Raw genomic sequence first — 16,759 nt, 5'->3', positions numbered from 1 at the left:
CTTAATAATATTAGCGTTAAGTGCATTGTTAACTATAGTTATAATCGAGCAATAAAATGTGAACAGTTTCTTAAAATTGAGTAATTAATCCCAATTTTTCTACGTGATATAATTTATTAATTCCTCAGGAACTTTTATCTTGCAATGACTAAACACTTATCAAAAAACAAGAAATTTCAGATGTTCAGCTTTGTCATTGCCTTTCTTATTTTAGGTGTATTGATCAGCTTATCTTTAAAAGGCTTTGAACAGTCCATCAATAATAGCGTTCTGCAATCAGCCTCTCAAAATGCAAAAATTATCGCTTCAATTATTCGTGAGTTTCGACAAGCTTATACTGTAGATGTTGTTCAAAAAGTTCAAGCATACGGTATAAAAGTGAGCCATGAATACCACTCAAAACCAGACACCATCCCTTTACCTGCAAGTGCTAGCTTAGAGTTAGGGAAAAAAATTAATATTAAAGATTTAGGAGTAGTGGTTGATTTAGTGAGCCCATACCCCTTTCCTTGGCGAGATAGGTCATTAACCGCTTTTGAAAATAGAGCTTGGCAAGCATTACAAAATAATTCTCTTGATGATTTTTCGGAAGTAAGTGACGACGGATTATTTAAATACGCAGTAGCAGAGCGTATGGTAGTTGCCTGTGTCAAATGCCATAACACCTACCCAGATTCACCTAAAACTGATTGGAAGCTAAATGATTTACGTGGTGTTTTAGTGGTTAAAATTATGCTTGATCCAATAAAAAAAGCTGCTGAAAGTAATATTCAAACGATTAAATACACCCAATTATTAACACTCTGTTTAATTGTGATTTCTATCTTAATTTTGATTGTTTTTCTTCTTGAAAATCGAGAAAAATTACTTTTAGCCGTTGAAGAACGTACTGAAAAGTTAAATCAAGAAACTAAAAAAGCGGTTACCGCAAGTGAGATAAAAAGTAACTTTTTGGCCACTATGAGTCATGAAATCCGTACACCAATGAATGGCATTATTGGCATGCTAACGGTAATCTCGCCTGAAAATTTAAATACTGAACAGAAATCGCAACTTGAGACGGCTTCATTAAGTGCGCAAAATTTATTGCATATTATTAATGGTATTCTCGATTTTTCAAAATTAGAAGCTAATAAAATGATATTAGAACTATCCACATTCAACATCGTTAATTTAGTTCATAGTGTTACCCATTTAATGAGCGTAGAGGCGAAGAACAAAAATATTATTTTAACCACAAATTGTACCGATGTTGCTTTTGAAATCATAAAATCCGATGAAGGTAAGTTAAGACAAATATTATATAATTTAGTGAGTAATGCGATTAAATTTACTTTACATGGCAGGGTATCAATCACCGCTAAAGTGAGTATCGACGATAATCAAGCCGCGACTCTTGAAATAAGTATTAAAGACACAGGGATAGGATTAGAGACTGAGCAGTTGCACCACCTTTTTGATCAATTCACGCAAGCAGATTCATCTACTACGCGTAAGTTTGGTGGCACTGGTTTAGGATTAAGTATAACAAAACAGCTTACCGAATTATTGGACGGTACATTAACCGTTGAAAGTGAATTAGCAAAAGGAACGTGCTTTAAAGTAACTTTACCTATCCAAACTGTAGTTAACGAACTGAACTTAAATGCAGACCTTCTCTCTATCGATGACATTAAAAATTTATCATTTCCTGATAACTTTAAAGTGCTTGTTGTTGAAGATAATCGTATTAACCAACGGGTAATGAAAAGTATTCTTAATAAATTTTCTATTGAACATGATATTGTCGGCAATGGTCAGCTAGCCATTGATACATTAAAAGCAACATCTGTTGACGATGTATATGCTGTCATTCTAATGGATTGTCAAATGCCTGTGATGGACGGTTTAACCGCGACTAAACTTATCAGGCAAGGAGAAGCAGGCGAACATCATCAATCAACTCATATCATTGCCGTTACGGCTGGTGTTATGGAAGGTGATGAACAAAAGTGCTTGGCTGTCGGCATGGATGATTACCTTGCAAAGCCGATAGATCATCTGATTTTAATTGAAAAATTATCAGGATTATTAAAAACGTAACGTTGCCCTATTCAAGGTGTTAATACGTTAAACATTTTGATTTTTATTGATCAAATAACTACCCTGATATCACGTCTGTGACAACTAAATATAGTTTTGTTTTACTATTGAAATAGCTTACTCTTTGACCTAATAACTTAATGAACAATCTGGAAATAAATCCGTGCAATTATCGTCATATAAAATCAAAACCATTATAGCTATTATTTTACTTATTATAATTGCTTCAGTTATCTACACTGTCACTCAAAAGCCAGCTGAACTTCCTAAAATGACAGTACAAGAGAAGAAAGCTAGATTTAAATCTTTAATTGTTCCTGCCGTTAACACTGTTTATGCCCAGCTGATGACTCGATATGAAGGTGTTAAAGCAACACTTGATGCTGGAGAAAGTAGTGCTGAAATTGAAGAGTTAAAGGTAGAATATAGAGCTACTTCAAACGACGAACTGCTCATGGCACTTAAGCCTCACCCTAAGAGCATCGCCATCGCACAAGCGGCAATGGAAAGCTCTTGGGCTACCTCTCGTTTTTTTAGAGTGGCTTATAATATTTTCGGTGTTTGGTCTTTTGACGAAGATGAACCTAGAGTTGCTGCTTTGAAGAAACGTGGTGACAAAACTATTTGGGTAAAAAAATACGACTCTATTGAAGATTCTGTCTTTGATTATTATCGCACTTTAGGGCGTAGTAGCGCTTTCGCTGAGTTTAGAAAAGCTAAAATGACAACAAACGACCCTTTTATCCTAGTAACCAAATTAGACCGTTACTCTGAAAAAGGTAGCCTTTATGGTGAAGAGCTTACTTCAATTATCAAGTTCAATAAATTTGATAGTTATGACGCCAATTAAATTAGCGTAACGTCTTAATTAACAAAGCCAACTTACATTCAGTAAGCTGGCTTTTTTTTGCTAAATATTTCAATAAGTCTAAATACTCACTTTAAGAACAAAACAATCGTAATTGGCGAATTGAAACTACACAACGACACGGTTTCTTTGATAGCAAATAGGACATCACTGCAAATATGTATTAAACTCAGTATTGTTAGTTACTTGAGGGTAATAATAGTTTGTGAATATTCACAATAACATTTAGCCATGAAGTTATGACAGAGTATTTAGGTCACATCTAACATAGTATAATTCTGAGGCTAAAAATGAAAAAGAGATATTACGTGACGGCCTTAATCTCATTAATACTACTTTCCAGCATGCTAAGTGCCACCCCACTCCTCCTTTCAAATAAAGTCGTAATACCCATAAATCAATGGTCAAGCCAACGCGTATTATCAAATGTTGTTGGTCAGTTAATTAAAGATCTAGGCATCCCCATAGAATACGTAAACATTAGTGCTGACCGTCAATGGGGAGCATTAAAAAGAGGCGTTGTTCATTTTCAGATAGAAGTATGGGAACCCTCAATGGGTCAAGAATTTAATAAGCTTGTCGCTAACGGTGACATTGTTGATTTAGGAACACACGAAGCTAAAGTGACAGAAGATTGGTGGTATCCAAAATATGTGGAAAATTCATGCCCCGAGTTACCGCAATGGCAAGCCTTAAAAAAATGCAGAACGCTTTTTAAGGGACGAACAACAAGTGACAAAGGTGTCTATTTTGGTGGACCTTGGAATTATGGTGATGCTGATATTATTCGGGCATTAGGGCTAAATTTTACCATTGAACGTTTAGCTGATGAATTAGCATTGTGGGAAACTCTTACTCATGCGATTGCAACAAAAAAGCCTATTATGCTACTGAATTGGAGCCCAAATTGGACGGATAATTATGTAGAAGGTAAGTTTGTCGATTTTCCTATTTATACTGAAGCATGTGAAAGGGATCCTGAATGGGGTCTCAATAAAAATTTAGTCAAGGACTGTGGCAACAACAGAGGAGGATGGTTAAAAAAAGCAGCCTCTCCGACGTTACAGGAAAAATTTCCTTGCGTGTATAACTTAATTAAAAGCATTAGCTTTACTAGTCAGATGATTGCCGATGCATCTTCTTTAGCCGTTATTGAAAAACTCTCTGATCAGGCTGCCGCGGTTAAATGGTCAAATATATATGCTAAAGATATCGATCATTGGCAATCACTCAAGTGCCCATTACCAAAATAAAATTTAATGACTACTGCATACTTTGTTTGGCTTCTTTGAAATTAAGTTTTGCATAAGCCAGCATTAAAATTCCACACGCAACGATAAGAGCGGTCAAATATAAGGCTTGATTATAAGTATTGAATTGTTTGATCAATGCCACACAATATAATGGCGCGATAATTTGGCCTATCCCGTAAGCCGATGTTATTGCGCCCATGATAAATACTGGATTTTTCTTTGAAAGCTGACCACCAAAATTCATAAACAAAGCAACTAAACCAATAAACGTCGCGCCAAAGAACAGCCCACTAATAAGATTCATAATAATATTGCTAGAAAAGGTAGGAATTAAAATACCAATAATCTGCAAGAGCATGGCGACTATCATAATATTAATACTGCCAAAACGATGTGCTAAACGCATCCATATTATACAAGACGGAATGCCGGCAATACCTACGGCTAACCAAACGTAACCGCCATAACCATCGAGTCCCTCTAACGAATTCACTATATCAGGCAAGAATGTTGCTTGAACTACCATACCAACACCTTCGGTAAAGTAGGCCAAAATTAGAATGATAACCATCGGAGAGAAAAGTGATTTATCAACATTGTGTTTAACAACCTCGTTGGTTGGTTGTTTATCAAATCGTAAGATATAAGCAGGATAACATGATAAAAAAGCCCCTATTATCGCTAAGATAAGCCAAGCATCTTTCCAGTCTCCGCCATAATAAAAGACAGCGCGCATTACAAGATCGGTAATAACAATTGAAAAGCCTAAACCGCTAAAGTGTATGCCCATTGCCTTCGTTTTATTGGTCGCCTTGAGTTTTAACATCACCACAGCCGATCCAACAACAAGTGCCATTGCAGCACCAAAGCCAGCAAATAATCGCGCAATAATCCACAACGTACTATTTTCAGTAATACCTAAGACAAAAGAAGAAGCGACACAAAGAAATAATCCGAACCTAAAATATTTTACCTTGGTATGAATATCTTTAATAAAAATAGAAAAAACAGAGCCGGTTAAATAACCGAGATAATTAATTGAAGCAAGTACGCCAGCAAAGGCGATACTGATTGAGTCTTCCAACATTGCAGGCAACAGAGAAGTGAAAACAAAACGAGCGACACCAACCCCGACAACAAGCGCTAATATACCTGCCAATAAAATTGCAGTATTACTGTCTCGATTAAATATCGTCATATTTCTCCCTAAAATAGCTTATTCGCAATAGTTGGCAGTTTACAACTAACTGGGCTAGAAAAGTAAATCACTAAAAATGATAAGTGATATATAAAACACAACGTGAAAAAAATACACTAGTTTGCTTTATCGATAAGAACGACAGATATTCAGTCACTTTACTAATAAATAAAATGAAAACTTTACCATAGCTTTACGTTACTTTACTTAGGGGTAGCTATCATAGGCACTTGTTTTTCTCTGCTCTAATGATTAATTAAATGATATTTTTTAAAAGCACTTTTTGTGTCTTGTTATTAAGTTTGTTCGTTATTACCGGCTGTAGTAGCAATGAAGTGAAAATTACCGAGGTGTTTCGTAGTGATATTAGAGCGGATAACGCTAAGTTATTTACCTTTTCTATCATTTTTGTCCGCAACGCTGAGCCAGAATTACCAAAAGGTCATGATGGAAATATCGATAACAAGCAGAAAAGATCTAAACAAGGTAAAGGTCGAGGCAAAAGAAATAACACTGACAATAACCCTAAAGTTCAGCGTTCAGATACAAAACAAAAACGACAAGATAAAATGGCCCGTGAATTAGAAAGCCGCTTGGCTGAAAAGCTTGAGGATAATAGCTATTGTCGTAAAGGATATTTTGAACTTGAGCGCAGTTTAAATAAAACTATTTATACGATACGTGGCGAGTGTAATGAGAGTGCTACGGCTGCTGACCGAAAGAACTTTCTCCCTTAACCTAATGATTTTTAGTGTTTAGATGAGTCAGTCGCTTAAATTTATTGTACGTAGAATATACGGAAACTATTGCAATCTGTTGATAGTGTTCTATATTAATCTAATGGATAAACAAGGACAATTTACATGGAAGAGAACAACCTTCATAGGTTAGAAAGATTAGCTGAAAAAGTAGTGAATGAAACAGCTACCCCAAAAGAGGTTGAAGAATATAAACTACTTCTTGATGAATGGAACTCTCTCGTAGAGCGTATCCAACATGCTCGTAATAATATATAAACTAAGATCAAACCTAGAAGTTATGAATTTACAGTCAAAATGAAACGGTGAACTGTAAATTCAATTTGTTAGTATTATTTTTTACTTGGCAAAGCATCTATCGACATTAGTATGTCTCGTACTATCGCTTGTCTTTTATATAAATCTTTCATACCTTCCGGGGTATCTATATTCAAAGCAAAAAATACGGGGCCTGTTGGCCACTCTACCCAACCTACCCACCAACCATGTTTACCTTGCCAGCCCGTTTTAGCACGTAAAATCCATTCTTTTTGTGCTTCAACCACCATGATGTCTTTCACTAATAATTGATGTTCTACTTTAAAAGGCAATTCATTTTTATAGAGCTGTTCCAGGAATTCAATTTGTTCGTGTGCTGAAATAGCAAGCTTGCCATCAATCCAATAGCTGCCATCCGCAGTCACTGGGTCGGCATTACCGTAAGCTATTTTCTTTAAGTAATTACCAGCCTTTTTCTCGCCAAGCTGCTCAGCAAAAATATCATACACCCACACCGCAGAATTACGCATGGCAGAGCGTAAATTTTGATCTTGGTTATGCGGTGAGTATCCTCTTTTCACGCCATCCCAAGGGAACACTTGAAACTCATCGTTAACCAAACCTGCATCAAGTGCAAAAAGGCTGTGTGGAATCTTGTAAGTTGAAGCGGGAGAATAACGTTGCTGCGCTCTATTTTGATTATAGACCCAAGTTTTCTCTTGTTGTGCACGTTTATCAAGTACAACAATGGTGCCCTTCGCATCATATTTTTTAAAATATTTAGCCCACTCGGCTCCCTGAGTTGGTACTGTTTGTGCCTGACTGAAAGTGCTAAAGACTATACTCGGTAGCATGATGGCCACTGCCATCGCAATAGATTTAATTATTGATAAGTAGTTCATAAGTCGCTTATCCTTATTTTAAGATAAATAGTGTTAATACCAATTGTACTTAACTGTAAATATTGAAGAAAACACTAATGTGTTACAAAATAATATTCGTTACGGTTAGCAAGATCATACATGTGAACTTGCTAACCAAATACCAAACGTTAGTTGGCACAATCCATAGACTTATGACACTTGCCTAGCACCCATTGCAGTCCTTGAATGGCCGCGGTTGGAAAGGCTGTTTGATGATTTGCTTGTGGAATAATAATGATCTTCGCCTTTAGCTTTATTTGCTGCCAAGACAGCATTTTCTGATAAAACAGCTCGGCATCATTTACCATCTCATAATTGCTTTCGAATTTTTTACTTTCCCGCTCACCAATGGCAATAAATACATTCGCATTAAGGTTCTCAATGTTACTCGAAACGGCACTCTCAAGGCGGAAGATAGCGTAATTATCAAACCAAAAAGATGGACTACCCAAGATATAGTTTTTAAATAATTTCGGTTTGGTTAATAAAACATAACTACCAAATAAACCACCAAGGGAGTTACCAATAAAGGTTCTATTGTGCTTATCTACTCGATAGTTTTTCGACATGTATTTAAAAACATGCTGTTCAATAAACTGCATATATTGTGCTGCACCACCGGTTTTCTTGCGCCAAGACTTACTCACGTTTGGGGTATAATCAAACACTCTGCTGCTATCTCCCTTTGAGCCTTTAGCGTAAGACATACCGACAATAATGGCTTGTGCCATTTTATTCGCATTCATCGGATAACGGGTGGCACCGGAGACAATTTGAAAGGCGTACCACGCATCCGTTAAATAGATTACCGGATATTTTTTGTCAGGGTTCTTGTCATAGCCTTTCGGCAACTTAATAAATAATGGGTAGGTTAATTTACTCATTGGGTCGGTAACTTCTACCACCAAACTTCTAGGAATTTTGAACGACTCTTGAGCAACTAACAATGATGAAAATAGAATACCTATCAGGATAAAAAGACATAATACCCAGGGTAAAAAACCTTGATAGAAAGCCCTATACTGCGGGTTAAAAGAGGCGTTAATGTCCGCTGATTTTGCCAAGTTCATTATTTAGCCCCTGCCAACGCCAACCAGTTTTTAACCGGTACAATCCATTCAGGTAAAGCTTGATAAAATGCTCCATGCTCTTTACCTGTGCTGATAGATATTTCTTTCATCGTGTTTATTTGGTCACTTTGGTCAACTAAAAACTGGCAAGAGCCATTTCCATCAGAGGTTTCGTAAATTGAATGAAAGTTGCCAACCACGGTAAATTCAGCATGACCTTTCATAAAGCTTGAACAAGCGGCGAGCAACACAATATTAACCGCCGATGAGTTAATATAACTAGACGCTAATATGGTTATTTCACCGCCGCGAGAAAAGCCCACTAAGCTAATATTTTCTGCTTTTACGCCTTTTTTGATAAGCAAGTCAACGTCACTGGCTAGCTTTTTGGCAAAGTCTCTAGGTTTAGTATCAAGTGCACGATGATAGGCAATTAAATTGTAGTGTTCACTTGTTAGCGCGGTTTTTACCTTAGGGAATTCATATACGCCCCACCGTGGGTGAGTAGGCGTCGGATTTTTTCCCTCAACGATGAGGCCATGCGAGTAAAAAACATATTTTTCATCGGCATTTATTTGTGTTGGAAAGTGTTCATATACATTACTGGCATAAGCATTTACCACTTGGCCTGATATGAATAATAAGCTTGTTACAATAGCTACTTTTAGTATTTTAACCATGGTATTCCCTACCTCTAATCGTTGAGTTGCCATAATATACGGATTTCTTGTAATAATGCTTTAATCACCGGTTCTTTTACTCTGCGTTTAGCGATAACAAAATGTAATGGTATGAAAAAATCGAGTGTAGAAATAATCTGCACTGCTTTACTTTTTTCAGCTACCCGCGCTTCATCTAAGGTAATAAAGCTCAAACCAAAATTACCTTTAACCAGCTCTAAACGCGTGCCGTCATCACTCGATTTTAATACTGATGAGATGTTGTTGCCGAGCTTATTTTTTAGCAAGTCATCAAAGGGGCAATACTCCCCCATCATGATCCAAGATTGTTTACTAAGGTCACTAGCCGTGAATATTTTACTGGCATCAAACGTTAGCGGGGCTACTGTCGTTATTTTTTGCTCTTGCACCGTTATAGCAATAAAATCATCGGGAATATCACCAAAAATATAACCACCGTCTAGTTGCTGGCTTCTAATGTCTTGGATAATTTGTCCACTTGATTGCTGATGAATGCTTAAACTAATACCGGGGCAATTCTCTTCTATATTAATCGCCAATTCAGCAAGTTTTATCTGCTCAACACTGAGGTTATTACCTAAGCTAAAGGTACCTATAATTTCATGCTGATTATCGGCAGCAAGATTCACTAAATCTACCGCACTATCTAAAGTAACTTGCGCTTTTTGTAGCAACAATTGACCTTTTTCAGTAAGCGACATCCCTTTACTTGACCGAATAAATAATGGCGTGGCAAGCTCTTCTTCAAGGCTTTTGATGTGTGCACTTATTGCGGGAGGTGTGGTGTATAAACGTTTAGCTGCTTTAGTTAAATTGCCTGTTTGGGCAACCGCAACAAATGATCTCAGATGATAAAATTCCACAGCGAGCTTCCTTACACTTTACTCTAAACAGATGGTGCTAATGATACCCACTAACGACGTTCTTTGCCCTTCAGATATACTGAACACGACCTTAAAAACCTATGAATTTAGTCAGTAATAAAATCACGATATAGTGAGCTTCTTAACAATAACCTAGGAGCATTTATGCTTAACGATAATAATACACTTTCTCAACCAATATCCCCTGAACAAAAAATAAATAACTTTTTTGCAGAAAAACTTAGCTGTGAAACCGATTGTTCCGATGTGTATGCCGACATTACCCAAGGCAGCACAAACTATATATTGTTAGATGTGCGCGCTAAAGAAGCCTTTGAAAAAAGTCACGCCATCACTGCAGTGAGCATGCCTCACAGTGAAATTAATGCAAAAACTTTTGCAAAATATACTAAAGACACTTTGTTTGTGGTGTATTGCTGGGGACCTGGTTGCAATGGCGCAGCTAAAGCAGCATTCAAAATATCAGCCTTAGGTTATGGCGTTAAAGAAATGCTTGGTGGTATTCATTACTGGGAAGATTTTGAACGGTATCCGGTAAATCGCCGAGTCAATGAAGCACAGTCATAACGAAGAGCATTATGGGTCAATGATTAGCTTTGCTCTTTGAATTACAATGAAGCAATATGAACCATTGCAACAAGGAGCGTTAACCAATGAATATCATAAAATCCTTAAAACCATGGACATTTATTTTTCTAGCATCAAGTTATATATTTTTTTTCTTCGGATCTATTTATGGCTTATTTGTTAGTGAACTGTCTGTTAAGTTTGGTGCCAACCCGCAATATCATTATGTACTGAGCGGCTGGCATAAAAACTCATTGTGCTTAAGTCTTTTATTGATACTCGCTGCTCTTGGTGTATATCCTATCTTACGGGGCTTATACTTAGCCCTCAGCAATAGCCATTAATAGAGACAACATGACCAAAAATTTAATTATTCGACCTGCTACCAGCACCGATCGCGAGTTCATTTTTGGACTGTCACCGCGTTTGGCTGAAGTAGCCGTTTTACCATGGCATAGCGATAAGGTGGTGCAAAAGATGCACGATGATTATTTTGCTGAAGTGTTCGCTAACGCCTCATCACTGCAAGCAACCTTTATTGCCGAACAAAACAATGTGCCCCTTGGCTTTATTCACACTCGCTCTCGTAAAGATGAGGTCTCGGGTGAAGCATGCGGTACCGTGCCCTTACTTGGTGTATCTCAAAAAGCGCAAGGTTTGGGTGTTGGCAAAGCATTAGTAGCCGCAGCTGAGCAATGGGCTAAAACACAAGGTTATCGCTTATTACACCTTGAGGTCTTTGCCAATAACGACAAAGCGCAGGGCTTTTACCAAAACCTAGGCTTTGAAACGGAAATACTTCATATGATTAAAGAAATTTAATCCTTAGTTAGTCTAATTACTAACAAAAAAGTACTCACCGGTCGATGCTGTCGCTTTTATTCAATCTTTAAATCTATTCAAGCTCTACTATACACATCATTGAAATAGAGAGATTTAACTCAACCAAGGTTAAATCTCTATAAAGGCCACTTTACGGTAGGTAATGAGCAATGATTAAAATTAAAACAATTGAAGCGCTAAGCGAATTAACTGCACTAAAAAGTGCATACTTTAACAGCTCGATTGTGCCACTTGATGGCATGTGGCACTTTGGTTTCGTCCCTATGGCTAAACACTTTGGCTTTTATGTCGATCAAAGCCTAGTTGGTTTTTGTTGCGTTAATGATGAGGGCTACTTGTTGGAATATTATGTTGAATCCAATTATCAAAAATTTTCTCAAGAATTATTTACCTTAATTTCCCAGCAAAACAGTTCAATAATCGGCGAAGTCAAAGGCGCATTTGTCAGTACTTCAGAGCCGAGTTATCTGGCTTTATGTTTGGATAATTCTACCACCTTTAAAGTTAATGCTTTGATGTACCAGCACAGACCTAAGTTGCTTGATGATAAAATTGAAAGTATTGATATGCAACTCGCTTGCGCTGAACAATTAAGTGAATTTGTCACTTTTTCCGTCACTAATATTGGCGCTCCCGAGCAATGGCTCACTCAATATTATGGTAATTTAATTACACGTAAAGAGCTCTTTGGTTACTGGCATGAAGGGCAATTATTAGCTGCAGGTGAATGTCGTTTGTTCGACCAATATCAAACAGAATACGCTGATTTAGGTATGATTGTCGCACAAACGGTACGTGGACAAGGTCTCGCCAAAAAAGTATTAACTTACCTAATCAACAAGGCAACTAACCAAGGGCTAAAAGCTATTTGTTCAACTGAGAGCTGTAATATTGCGGCTCAAAAAGCGATATCTCACGCTGGTTTCAGCTCTGCTCATCGTATAGTGCAGTTTGAGTTCAGCCAAGACTAGAAAAACTATACGTATAATACGGTTCGCATAACGTAGTTTGACCTAAACTTATTGAAACAAAAGTCTTTAAGGAGTCTGATGATACATTGGTTGAAAAGCCCTGATAACCCAGAGCTTGCTAAATATATTGATTGTTATTGGTTCCTTGAGAAGTCACCTAATGCTGAAGGTAATAATTACCCAAAGCTTAATCCTGATCCTGCAGCACATTTGATCGTAACCTTGCCCAAGCAAATTTTTCAATATAAGAGCGACAGTGATGTGACTCAAGTGCAAGGTAGCCATTGGTTATTCCCTTATGGGAACACCTATGAGTTAGACCACTCTAAGCCTGTTGCCTGTATCGGTATTAAATTCCATGTAGGCGCACTGTATTCATTACCACAGCTTAATGCCTTGCAAGGTAAAGCCATGCAAGCATTCGTTAATAGTACCTGTGCTATTAACGTTGAGGAGATGTTTGCCAGTGACGTTACGCTAAGCGTAAAAGCTCAATGTCGTGAGATTGAGTTACTGACGCTTGCTCGAAATAGCCCTGATGACTGTTGTGAAATGTTGGACAACTTATGCCGGCCATGGTTGTTAAAAAGCCATGAAGATAAGCATAGTGAGATAACGAGACGCATACTTCCTCTGCTATCCAATACAGTCATTAATGAATTAGGAAAGATCCTAAACTGCTCACAACGTACTTTAGAGCGTAGTTTTTTAAAAGTCACCGGCTTAACGCTTAAACAGTGTCAATCGATGAATAAGTTGGAAGCTATTTTAGAGTTTCTTTACCTGCGTGAGAAAAGCGAAATTGATTGGGTCGATATTGCCTATCAATTCGGCTTTAGTGACCAACCCCACCTGATCCGATATTTAAAAAAGCAGTTAGGGTTAACACCACAAGATTACGCGCGACAACGAGGTTTTACTATCGACGTATACGGTGGTGTCGACTCGCTATAATTCAATTTATCCCATGTACGGTCCTGTTTTTTATTTCCCCTAAGCAGGCCCCAACAACCTAAAAGCCCAAGATTCTACTTCGTTCGTTGCTAAGCGTTGCACCACTCTATCCATCCAACTGTCAGACAGTTTTGTTTGTTGCCTTAGTAAGGCCAGTTTTTCCTGATTGAGTGGGTCGCCAAAAAACATCTCACATACTGAGCTAATAGTTATCGCATTATCAACTCGGGCAATTAATTCTAATGGCTCATTCACACTCACCATGCCTGGCTGAATGACACGATATAACCAACCGCAGCGACTAATCTCCTGCATATCTACCGAAAAACTTTCAATACCCCAACGTTTATTGAGCTTAAAACAAGGAGAGCGAGGCTGACTCACCTCGATAATAGCTTCGCCCCACTGGTAGCGATCACCCAAGTAAACATTCTGTTCTGTCATGCCTATTGAACTTAGGTTTTCACCCATACCGGCAATTTTTCTATTAACCTTCTCCGCATACTTATCTCTATATTGTGCACCGTACTTTTCCTGCCAATAAGCATAATGTTCTATCGGGTATTGGTGTAATGCCCGTTCAAGACCACCATGATAAAGTTTATCAGCGCACTCATCACCCGCTAATCCTTTAAGAGATAAATACAGGGAGGTATTGACTGGCTGCTTATTTATAGCAGTTTCCATGCCATAGATTTCTGCTGTTTTTCCACAATAAACAGTCGTTAGGTAGTGCTTGGTTTCCATGTGCCAGTCCTTGGTAAATAGTTATAGTTATTAATAATGAGTTAATTAGTTTATGACTAATAATCTGGAGTTTAAGAAATATTCACGCCATATGAAAGCACTAATTTATCCATGAATTCAAACAATAAGTCATTCATAGGTAAACTACTGTTAGCGATTATACTATCCGGAACTTGTATATATTTATGATGACCGGTCGATTCGAATTCATCATTTATTTATGCGATTAAAAGAGCATTTAAACAAACGTCACAGCAATATAGTAATAGTGGTTTTAAATTAAGCTCTAGAATAAACGTTGTGTAGTTTATTCCTGAATATTGTGATGTTATGGGCAATGACATAGATTTTACACGAATAAACTATGCTCACTTTGGGCGCAAAGCGGAAGTTAACTTCGAAATATTTGCGATACATTTTCTAATGCATTGACTGTGTCATATTACTGAGAAGTCTCAGTAATAAACCAAAATCAATCTTTCTAAATCCTAACCAATTGATATTGTTTGAAATAACCTCTAATTCTATATTGGATATTACTGAGAAGTCTCAGTAATATCCAAAACCTAACAAAAATAAAATATTTTTAGTTTATAAGGTACTGAAAATATGGGATATTAATGCGAATAAAATTATAGTTATGGGACGGACATTACTGAGAAGTCTCCATAATAAGCTATTATGCCTTCCCAAAACCTGGAGTTAAATTGTGACCAATGAAGTAGTAACTAATGAAAATCCTGCATTAGCAATTGATGATTTAATAAAGCAATACGACCAATTTTTAAAAACCTCAGGGGTTCAGCCTATTTTAACTTCTGTTGCAGCAGCTAAGAGTCAAAATTATGAATCAGTCGTTACATATTTAGCAGACATAATGAACAGCATTTCATTTGCTAAGTTATTACCTAAATATGAAAATATACTTGAGATTGTTGCGGAGTTGATTGCAAGTTTAGATGAAGAGAGTTATTTCTCTCACTTGGACCTACCTGCTATTCCCGCATTAGGGCATGACAATGCAGCTAACTTAAAAGAGTTTATGAACTACATTGCTCAAGTTAAGGTTCTTATTCAGCCACTTATTGATGATGCTGTAGGCTCTAATAAAAACAACCAGCTTTTATCTGCAATTAATAATAAAAAGAAAATTCTTGATAAAGGTTTTTTCTATGAGTTTACTGATGGTGACTTAGACCGTATACAAGAACTAATAAATGAGCTGAGAAAAGAAATTACAGTTTCAGATCTTTTTGATGATAGTCATCGCCGTCGTCTACTTAGAAGATTAGAGGCAATGCAATCGGAGATGCATAAAAAAATGAGCGATGTAGATCGTATTTGGGGGCTTGTCGGTGACGCAGGAATCGTTATTGGTAAATTTGGTAAAGACTCAAAACCATTTGTTGATAGGATTAAAGAGTTATCACAAATTGCATGGAAAACCCAAGCTAGAGCGGAAGAATTACCATCAAGCAGCCAAAACCCATTACTAGGTAACGAAGAGGAATAACCTGTCAGGCATAACAAGTCGTTAAAGCAGGACAAATAACAGTTGGCTTTTGCTCCTGCGTCGCTTATTTTAGCCAACATATTATTTGCCTCTTAACGAGGCGTTATCAATGCAAAATCTAATCCAAATGTACTATTTCATATAAATGGCTAATGTCTCCTTTGTGGTAAAAGTGTGCATTAACTATAATTCTGTGGCAATGATTATAGATATTTTTCACGTTAGGTGATTTTAAGTGACCCACCTTTCAAGGCTAGTTGTTTTAAGGCTGAATAATAAAAAAACAAGCAAACCAAAAACCATAAATCTTTAATAAGAAAGTGCCCTGTGGTTGATAATATTGTCTCGCTTGATAATGAACCAGTGAAAGTCACTAGAAAGCTTTGCGTTACCACGAAAACCATGCCTGACATAACAACTGCCGGAGCTATCAGTTTTGGATAATACATCGCTAAAATTAAAGCTACCACGGCGATTAAATCATAAATCCCAATAATATTTGACGTTGCTTGCAGACTAAATAACTTATACAACCATCCCATAAATGGCGAGCTTTTTACCAAAGCTTCAATACCTTGTGCTTCAAGTAAGGTGAACTTCATACCGCCAATCCACAGCAAAACTACTAATACTGGAATGATGCTTATCCATGCAGACACCAAGGGAGAAAAGGTGCGTTTTATCAGTAGTATGCCTATCGATAATAAAGCGAAATACTTAATAACACCTTGGCCAGAGCCAATAACAGGAAAACCTCCCATGGATGCTATCCACATAGAATCACTTAACAGAGAGCCCAAAGGTACTATGCTGATTACGATCAGTAAGTAGCCTAACATTGGCCGTAAATTGCTTTTTGTTATAGATAAAAAAGCCAAAACTGCACAGCTAATAAAACTGAAAGCGGCAAGCAAATTGAATATTTTTGCTGGTAATAAATTTGAAATAAGATAAAAGTCAGTCGCTAAGGTTATATGCTTATGATGACCTAACAGCAAAATACTTAACCCTAAAAGTACTGTTGAAATACTAATTAAGTATAAAGAAAAGTTCATATGTAGCGATTTCATAAAAAGCCTAAGCGCATTAAAATTATAAGTGCCAATAAGACCTGATTAACTGACTTTTATTGCACACATCGAAATAAAAAATGTAAAGTTCCCGCTTTC

Annotated in this window: 18 protein-coding genes; 11 read left to right on the top strand and 7 right to left on the bottom strand. The window is 37.1% G+C overall.

Annotation, left to right across the window (positions count from 1 at the left end; all coding sequences use genetic code 11):
- Positions 1–144: 144 nt before the first annotated feature.
- The 3 genes from CXF85_RS18190 to CXF85_RS18180 all read left to right on the top strand — a co-directional run bounded on the left by CXF85_RS18190 (position 145) and on the right by CXF85_RS18180 (position 4,203).
- Positions 145–2,082 carry an ATP-binding protein gene (locus CXF85_RS18190; protein WP_101230060.1) on the top strand — a complete coding sequence of 646 codons (1,938 nt, stop codon included), beginning with the start codon at positions 145–147 and terminating at the stop codon, positions 2,080–2,082.
- Between the two features lie 163 nt (positions 2,083–2,245).
- Positions 2,246–2,932 (top strand): glucosaminidase domain-containing protein, encoded by a 687-nt coding sequence (locus CXF85_RS18185; protein WP_198555686.1) that lies wholly within the window; start codon positions 2,246–2,248, stop codon positions 2,930–2,932.
- Between the two features lie 308 nt (positions 2,933–3,240).
- On the top strand, positions 3,241–4,203 hold the full coding sequence (locus CXF85_RS18180) for an ABC transporter substrate-binding protein (protein WP_101230059.1): 963 nt from the start codon (positions 3,241–3,243) through the stop codon (positions 4,201–4,203).
- Positions 4,204–4,213: 10 nt separating this feature from the next.
- Here the strand turns inward: CXF85_RS18180 and CXF85_RS18175 are convergent, their stop codons facing one another.
- Positions 4,214–5,401, bottom strand: a complete 1,188-nt coding sequence (locus CXF85_RS18175; protein ID WP_101230058.1) for a YbfB/YjiJ family MFS transporter — start codon at positions 5,399–5,401, stop codon at positions 4,214–4,216.
- 260 nt (positions 5,402–5,661) lie between these two features.
- On the opposite strand from CXF85_RS18175, the gene CXF85_RS18170 reads away from it, so the two are divergent.
- Positions 5,662–6,138, top strand: coding sequence for a hypothetical protein (locus CXF85_RS18170; protein ID WP_101230057.1), 477 nt, complete (start codon positions 5,662–5,664; stop codon positions 6,136–6,138).
- 126 nt (positions 6,139–6,264) lie between these two features.
- Positions 6,265–6,417: a hypothetical protein gene (locus CXF85_RS22840; protein WP_157829134.1), complete on the top strand. Its 153-nt coding sequence runs from the start codon at positions 6,265–6,267 to the stop codon at positions 6,415–6,417.
- A gap of 74 nt (positions 6,418–6,491) precedes the next feature.
- On the opposite strand, the gene blaOXA is transcribed toward CXF85_RS22840, so the two are convergent.
- The 4 genes from blaOXA to CXF85_RS18150 form a co-directional block, all read right to left on the bottom strand.
- Positions 6,492–7,280 carry a class D beta-lactamase gene (blaOXA, locus tag CXF85_RS18165; protein ID WP_198555707.1) on the bottom strand — a complete coding sequence of 263 codons (789 nt, stop codon included), beginning with the start codon at positions 7,278–7,280 and terminating at the stop codon, positions 6,492–6,494.
- A 188-nt stretch (positions 7,281–7,468) separates the two neighbouring features.
- Positions 7,469–8,410: an alpha/beta hydrolase gene (locus CXF85_RS18160; RefSeq protein ID WP_101230056.1), complete on the bottom strand. Its 942-nt coding sequence runs from the start codon at positions 8,408–8,410 to the stop codon at positions 7,469–7,471.
- Positions 8,410–9,090 (bottom strand): alpha/beta hydrolase, encoded by a 681-nt coding sequence (locus CXF85_RS18155; protein ID WP_101230055.1) that lies wholly within the window; start codon positions 9,088–9,090, stop codon positions 8,410–8,412. Before CXF85_RS18155 ends, CXF85_RS18160 begins: the two co-directional genes overlap by 1 nt.
- A 14-nt stretch (positions 9,091–9,104) precedes the next feature.
- Positions 9,105–9,974 carry a LysR family transcriptional regulator gene (locus CXF85_RS18150; protein WP_101230054.1) on the bottom strand — a complete coding sequence of 290 codons (870 nt, stop codon included), beginning with the start codon at positions 9,972–9,974 and terminating at the stop codon, positions 9,105–9,107.
- 165 nt (positions 9,975–10,139) lie between these two features.
- Here CXF85_RS18150 and CXF85_RS18145 point away from each other — a divergent pair, with 165 nt between their 5' ends.
- The 5 genes from CXF85_RS18145 (at position 10,140) to CXF85_RS18125 (ending at position 13,330) form a co-directional block, all read left to right on the top strand.
- Positions 10,140–10,562, top strand: coding sequence for a rhodanese-like domain-containing protein (locus CXF85_RS18145; protein ID WP_101230053.1), 423 nt, complete (start codon positions 10,140–10,142; stop codon positions 10,560–10,562).
- 86 nt (positions 10,563–10,648) lie between these two features.
- Positions 10,649–10,906 (top strand): hypothetical protein, encoded by a 258-nt coding sequence (locus CXF85_RS18140; RefSeq protein WP_101230052.1) that lies wholly within the window; start codon positions 10,649–10,651, stop codon positions 10,904–10,906.
- 10 nt (positions 10,907–10,916) lie between these two features.
- A complete protein-coding gene (locus tag CXF85_RS18135; protein ID WP_101230051.1) occupies positions 10,917–11,384 on the top strand; it encodes a GNAT family N-acetyltransferase in 468 nt (155 codons plus the stop codon).
- A 170-nt stretch (positions 11,385–11,554) separates the two neighbouring features.
- On the top strand, positions 11,555–12,376 hold the full coding sequence (locus CXF85_RS18130) for a GNAT family N-acetyltransferase (RefSeq protein WP_101230050.1): 822 nt from the start codon (positions 11,555–11,557) through the stop codon (positions 12,374–12,376).
- 78 nt (positions 12,377–12,454) lie between these two features.
- A complete protein-coding gene (locus CXF85_RS18125; protein ID WP_101230049.1) occupies positions 12,455–13,330 on the top strand; it encodes a helix-turn-helix domain-containing protein in 876 nt (291 codons plus the stop codon).
- Between the two features lie 39 nt (positions 13,331–13,369).
- Here the strand turns inward: CXF85_RS18125 and CXF85_RS18120 are convergent, their stop codons facing one another.
- Positions 13,370–14,077: an MOSC domain-containing protein gene (locus CXF85_RS18120; protein WP_101230048.1), complete on the bottom strand. Its 708-nt coding sequence runs from the start codon at positions 14,075–14,077 to the stop codon at positions 13,370–13,372.
- Between the two features lie 709 nt (positions 14,078–14,786).
- Here CXF85_RS18120 and CXF85_RS18115 point away from each other — a divergent pair.
- Positions 14,787–15,590, top strand: coding sequence for a hypothetical protein (locus CXF85_RS18115; protein WP_101230047.1), 804 nt, complete (start codon positions 14,787–14,789; stop codon positions 15,588–15,590).
- A 221-nt stretch (positions 15,591–15,811) separates the two neighbouring features.
- Here CXF85_RS18115 and CXF85_RS18110 read toward each other — a convergent pair whose 3' ends face one another.
- Positions 15,812–16,660 (bottom strand): DUF417 family protein, encoded by an 849-nt coding sequence (locus tag CXF85_RS18110; protein ID WP_101230046.1) that lies wholly within the window; start codon positions 16,658–16,660, stop codon positions 15,812–15,814.
- Positions 16,661–16,759 lie beyond the last annotated feature (99 nt).

This window comes from Colwellia sp. 75C3, assembly GCF_002836255.1.
GTDB lineage: Bacteria > Pseudomonadota > Gammaproteobacteria > Enterobacterales > Alteromonadaceae > Colwellia.
This window is presented reverse-complemented; position numbering and strand designations above follow the sequence as displayed.

Coding starts and splice junctions, on each gene's coding strand:
- CXF85_RS18125 (WP_101230049.1), top strand. CDS start 12,455: ATGATACATTGGTTGAAAAGCCCTGATAACCCAGAGCTTGCTAAATAT.
- CXF85_RS18160 (WP_101230056.1), bottom strand. CDS start 8,410: ATGAACTTGGCAAAATCAGCGGACATTAACGCCTCTTTTAACCCGCAG.
- CXF85_RS18175 (WP_101230058.1), bottom strand. CDS start 5,401: ATGACGATATTTAATCGAGACAGTAATACTGCAATTTTATTGGCAGGT.
- CXF85_RS18145 (WP_101230053.1), top strand. CDS start 10,140: ATGCTTAACGATAATAATACACTTTCTCAACCAATATCCCCTGAACAA.
- CXF85_RS18180 (WP_101230059.1), top strand. CDS start 3,241: ATGAAAAAGAGATATTACGTGACGGCCTTAATCTCATTAATACTACTT.
- CXF85_RS18110 (WP_101230046.1), bottom strand. CDS start 16,660: ATGAAATCGCTACATATGAACTTTTCTTTATACTTAATTAGTATTTCA.
- CXF85_RS22840 (WP_157829134.1), top strand. CDS start 6,265: ATGGAAGAGAACAACCTTCATAGGTTAGAAAGATTAGCTGAAAAAGTA.
- CXF85_RS18135 (WP_101230051.1), top strand. CDS start 10,917: ATGACCAAAAATTTAATTATTCGACCTGCTACCAGCACCGATCGCGAG.
- CXF85_RS18155 (WP_101230055.1), bottom strand. CDS start 9,090: ATGGTTAAAATACTAAAAGTAGCTATTGTAACAAGCTTATTATTCATA.
- CXF85_RS18170 (WP_101230057.1), top strand. CDS start 5,662: ATGATATTTTTTAAAAGCACTTTTTGTGTCTTGTTATTAAGTTTGTTC.
- CXF85_RS18130 (WP_101230050.1), top strand. CDS start 11,555: ATGATTAAAATTAAAACAATTGAAGCGCTAAGCGAATTAACTGCACTA.
- CXF85_RS18190 (WP_101230060.1), top strand. CDS start 145: ATGACTAAACACTTATCAAAAAACAAGAAATTTCAGATGTTCAGCTTT.
- CXF85_RS18120 (WP_101230048.1), bottom strand. CDS start 14,077: ATGGAAACCAAGCACTACCTAACGACTGTTTATTGTGGAAAAACAGCA.
- CXF85_RS18140 (WP_101230052.1), top strand. CDS start 10,649: ATGAATATCATAAAATCCTTAAAACCATGGACATTTATTTTTCTAGCA.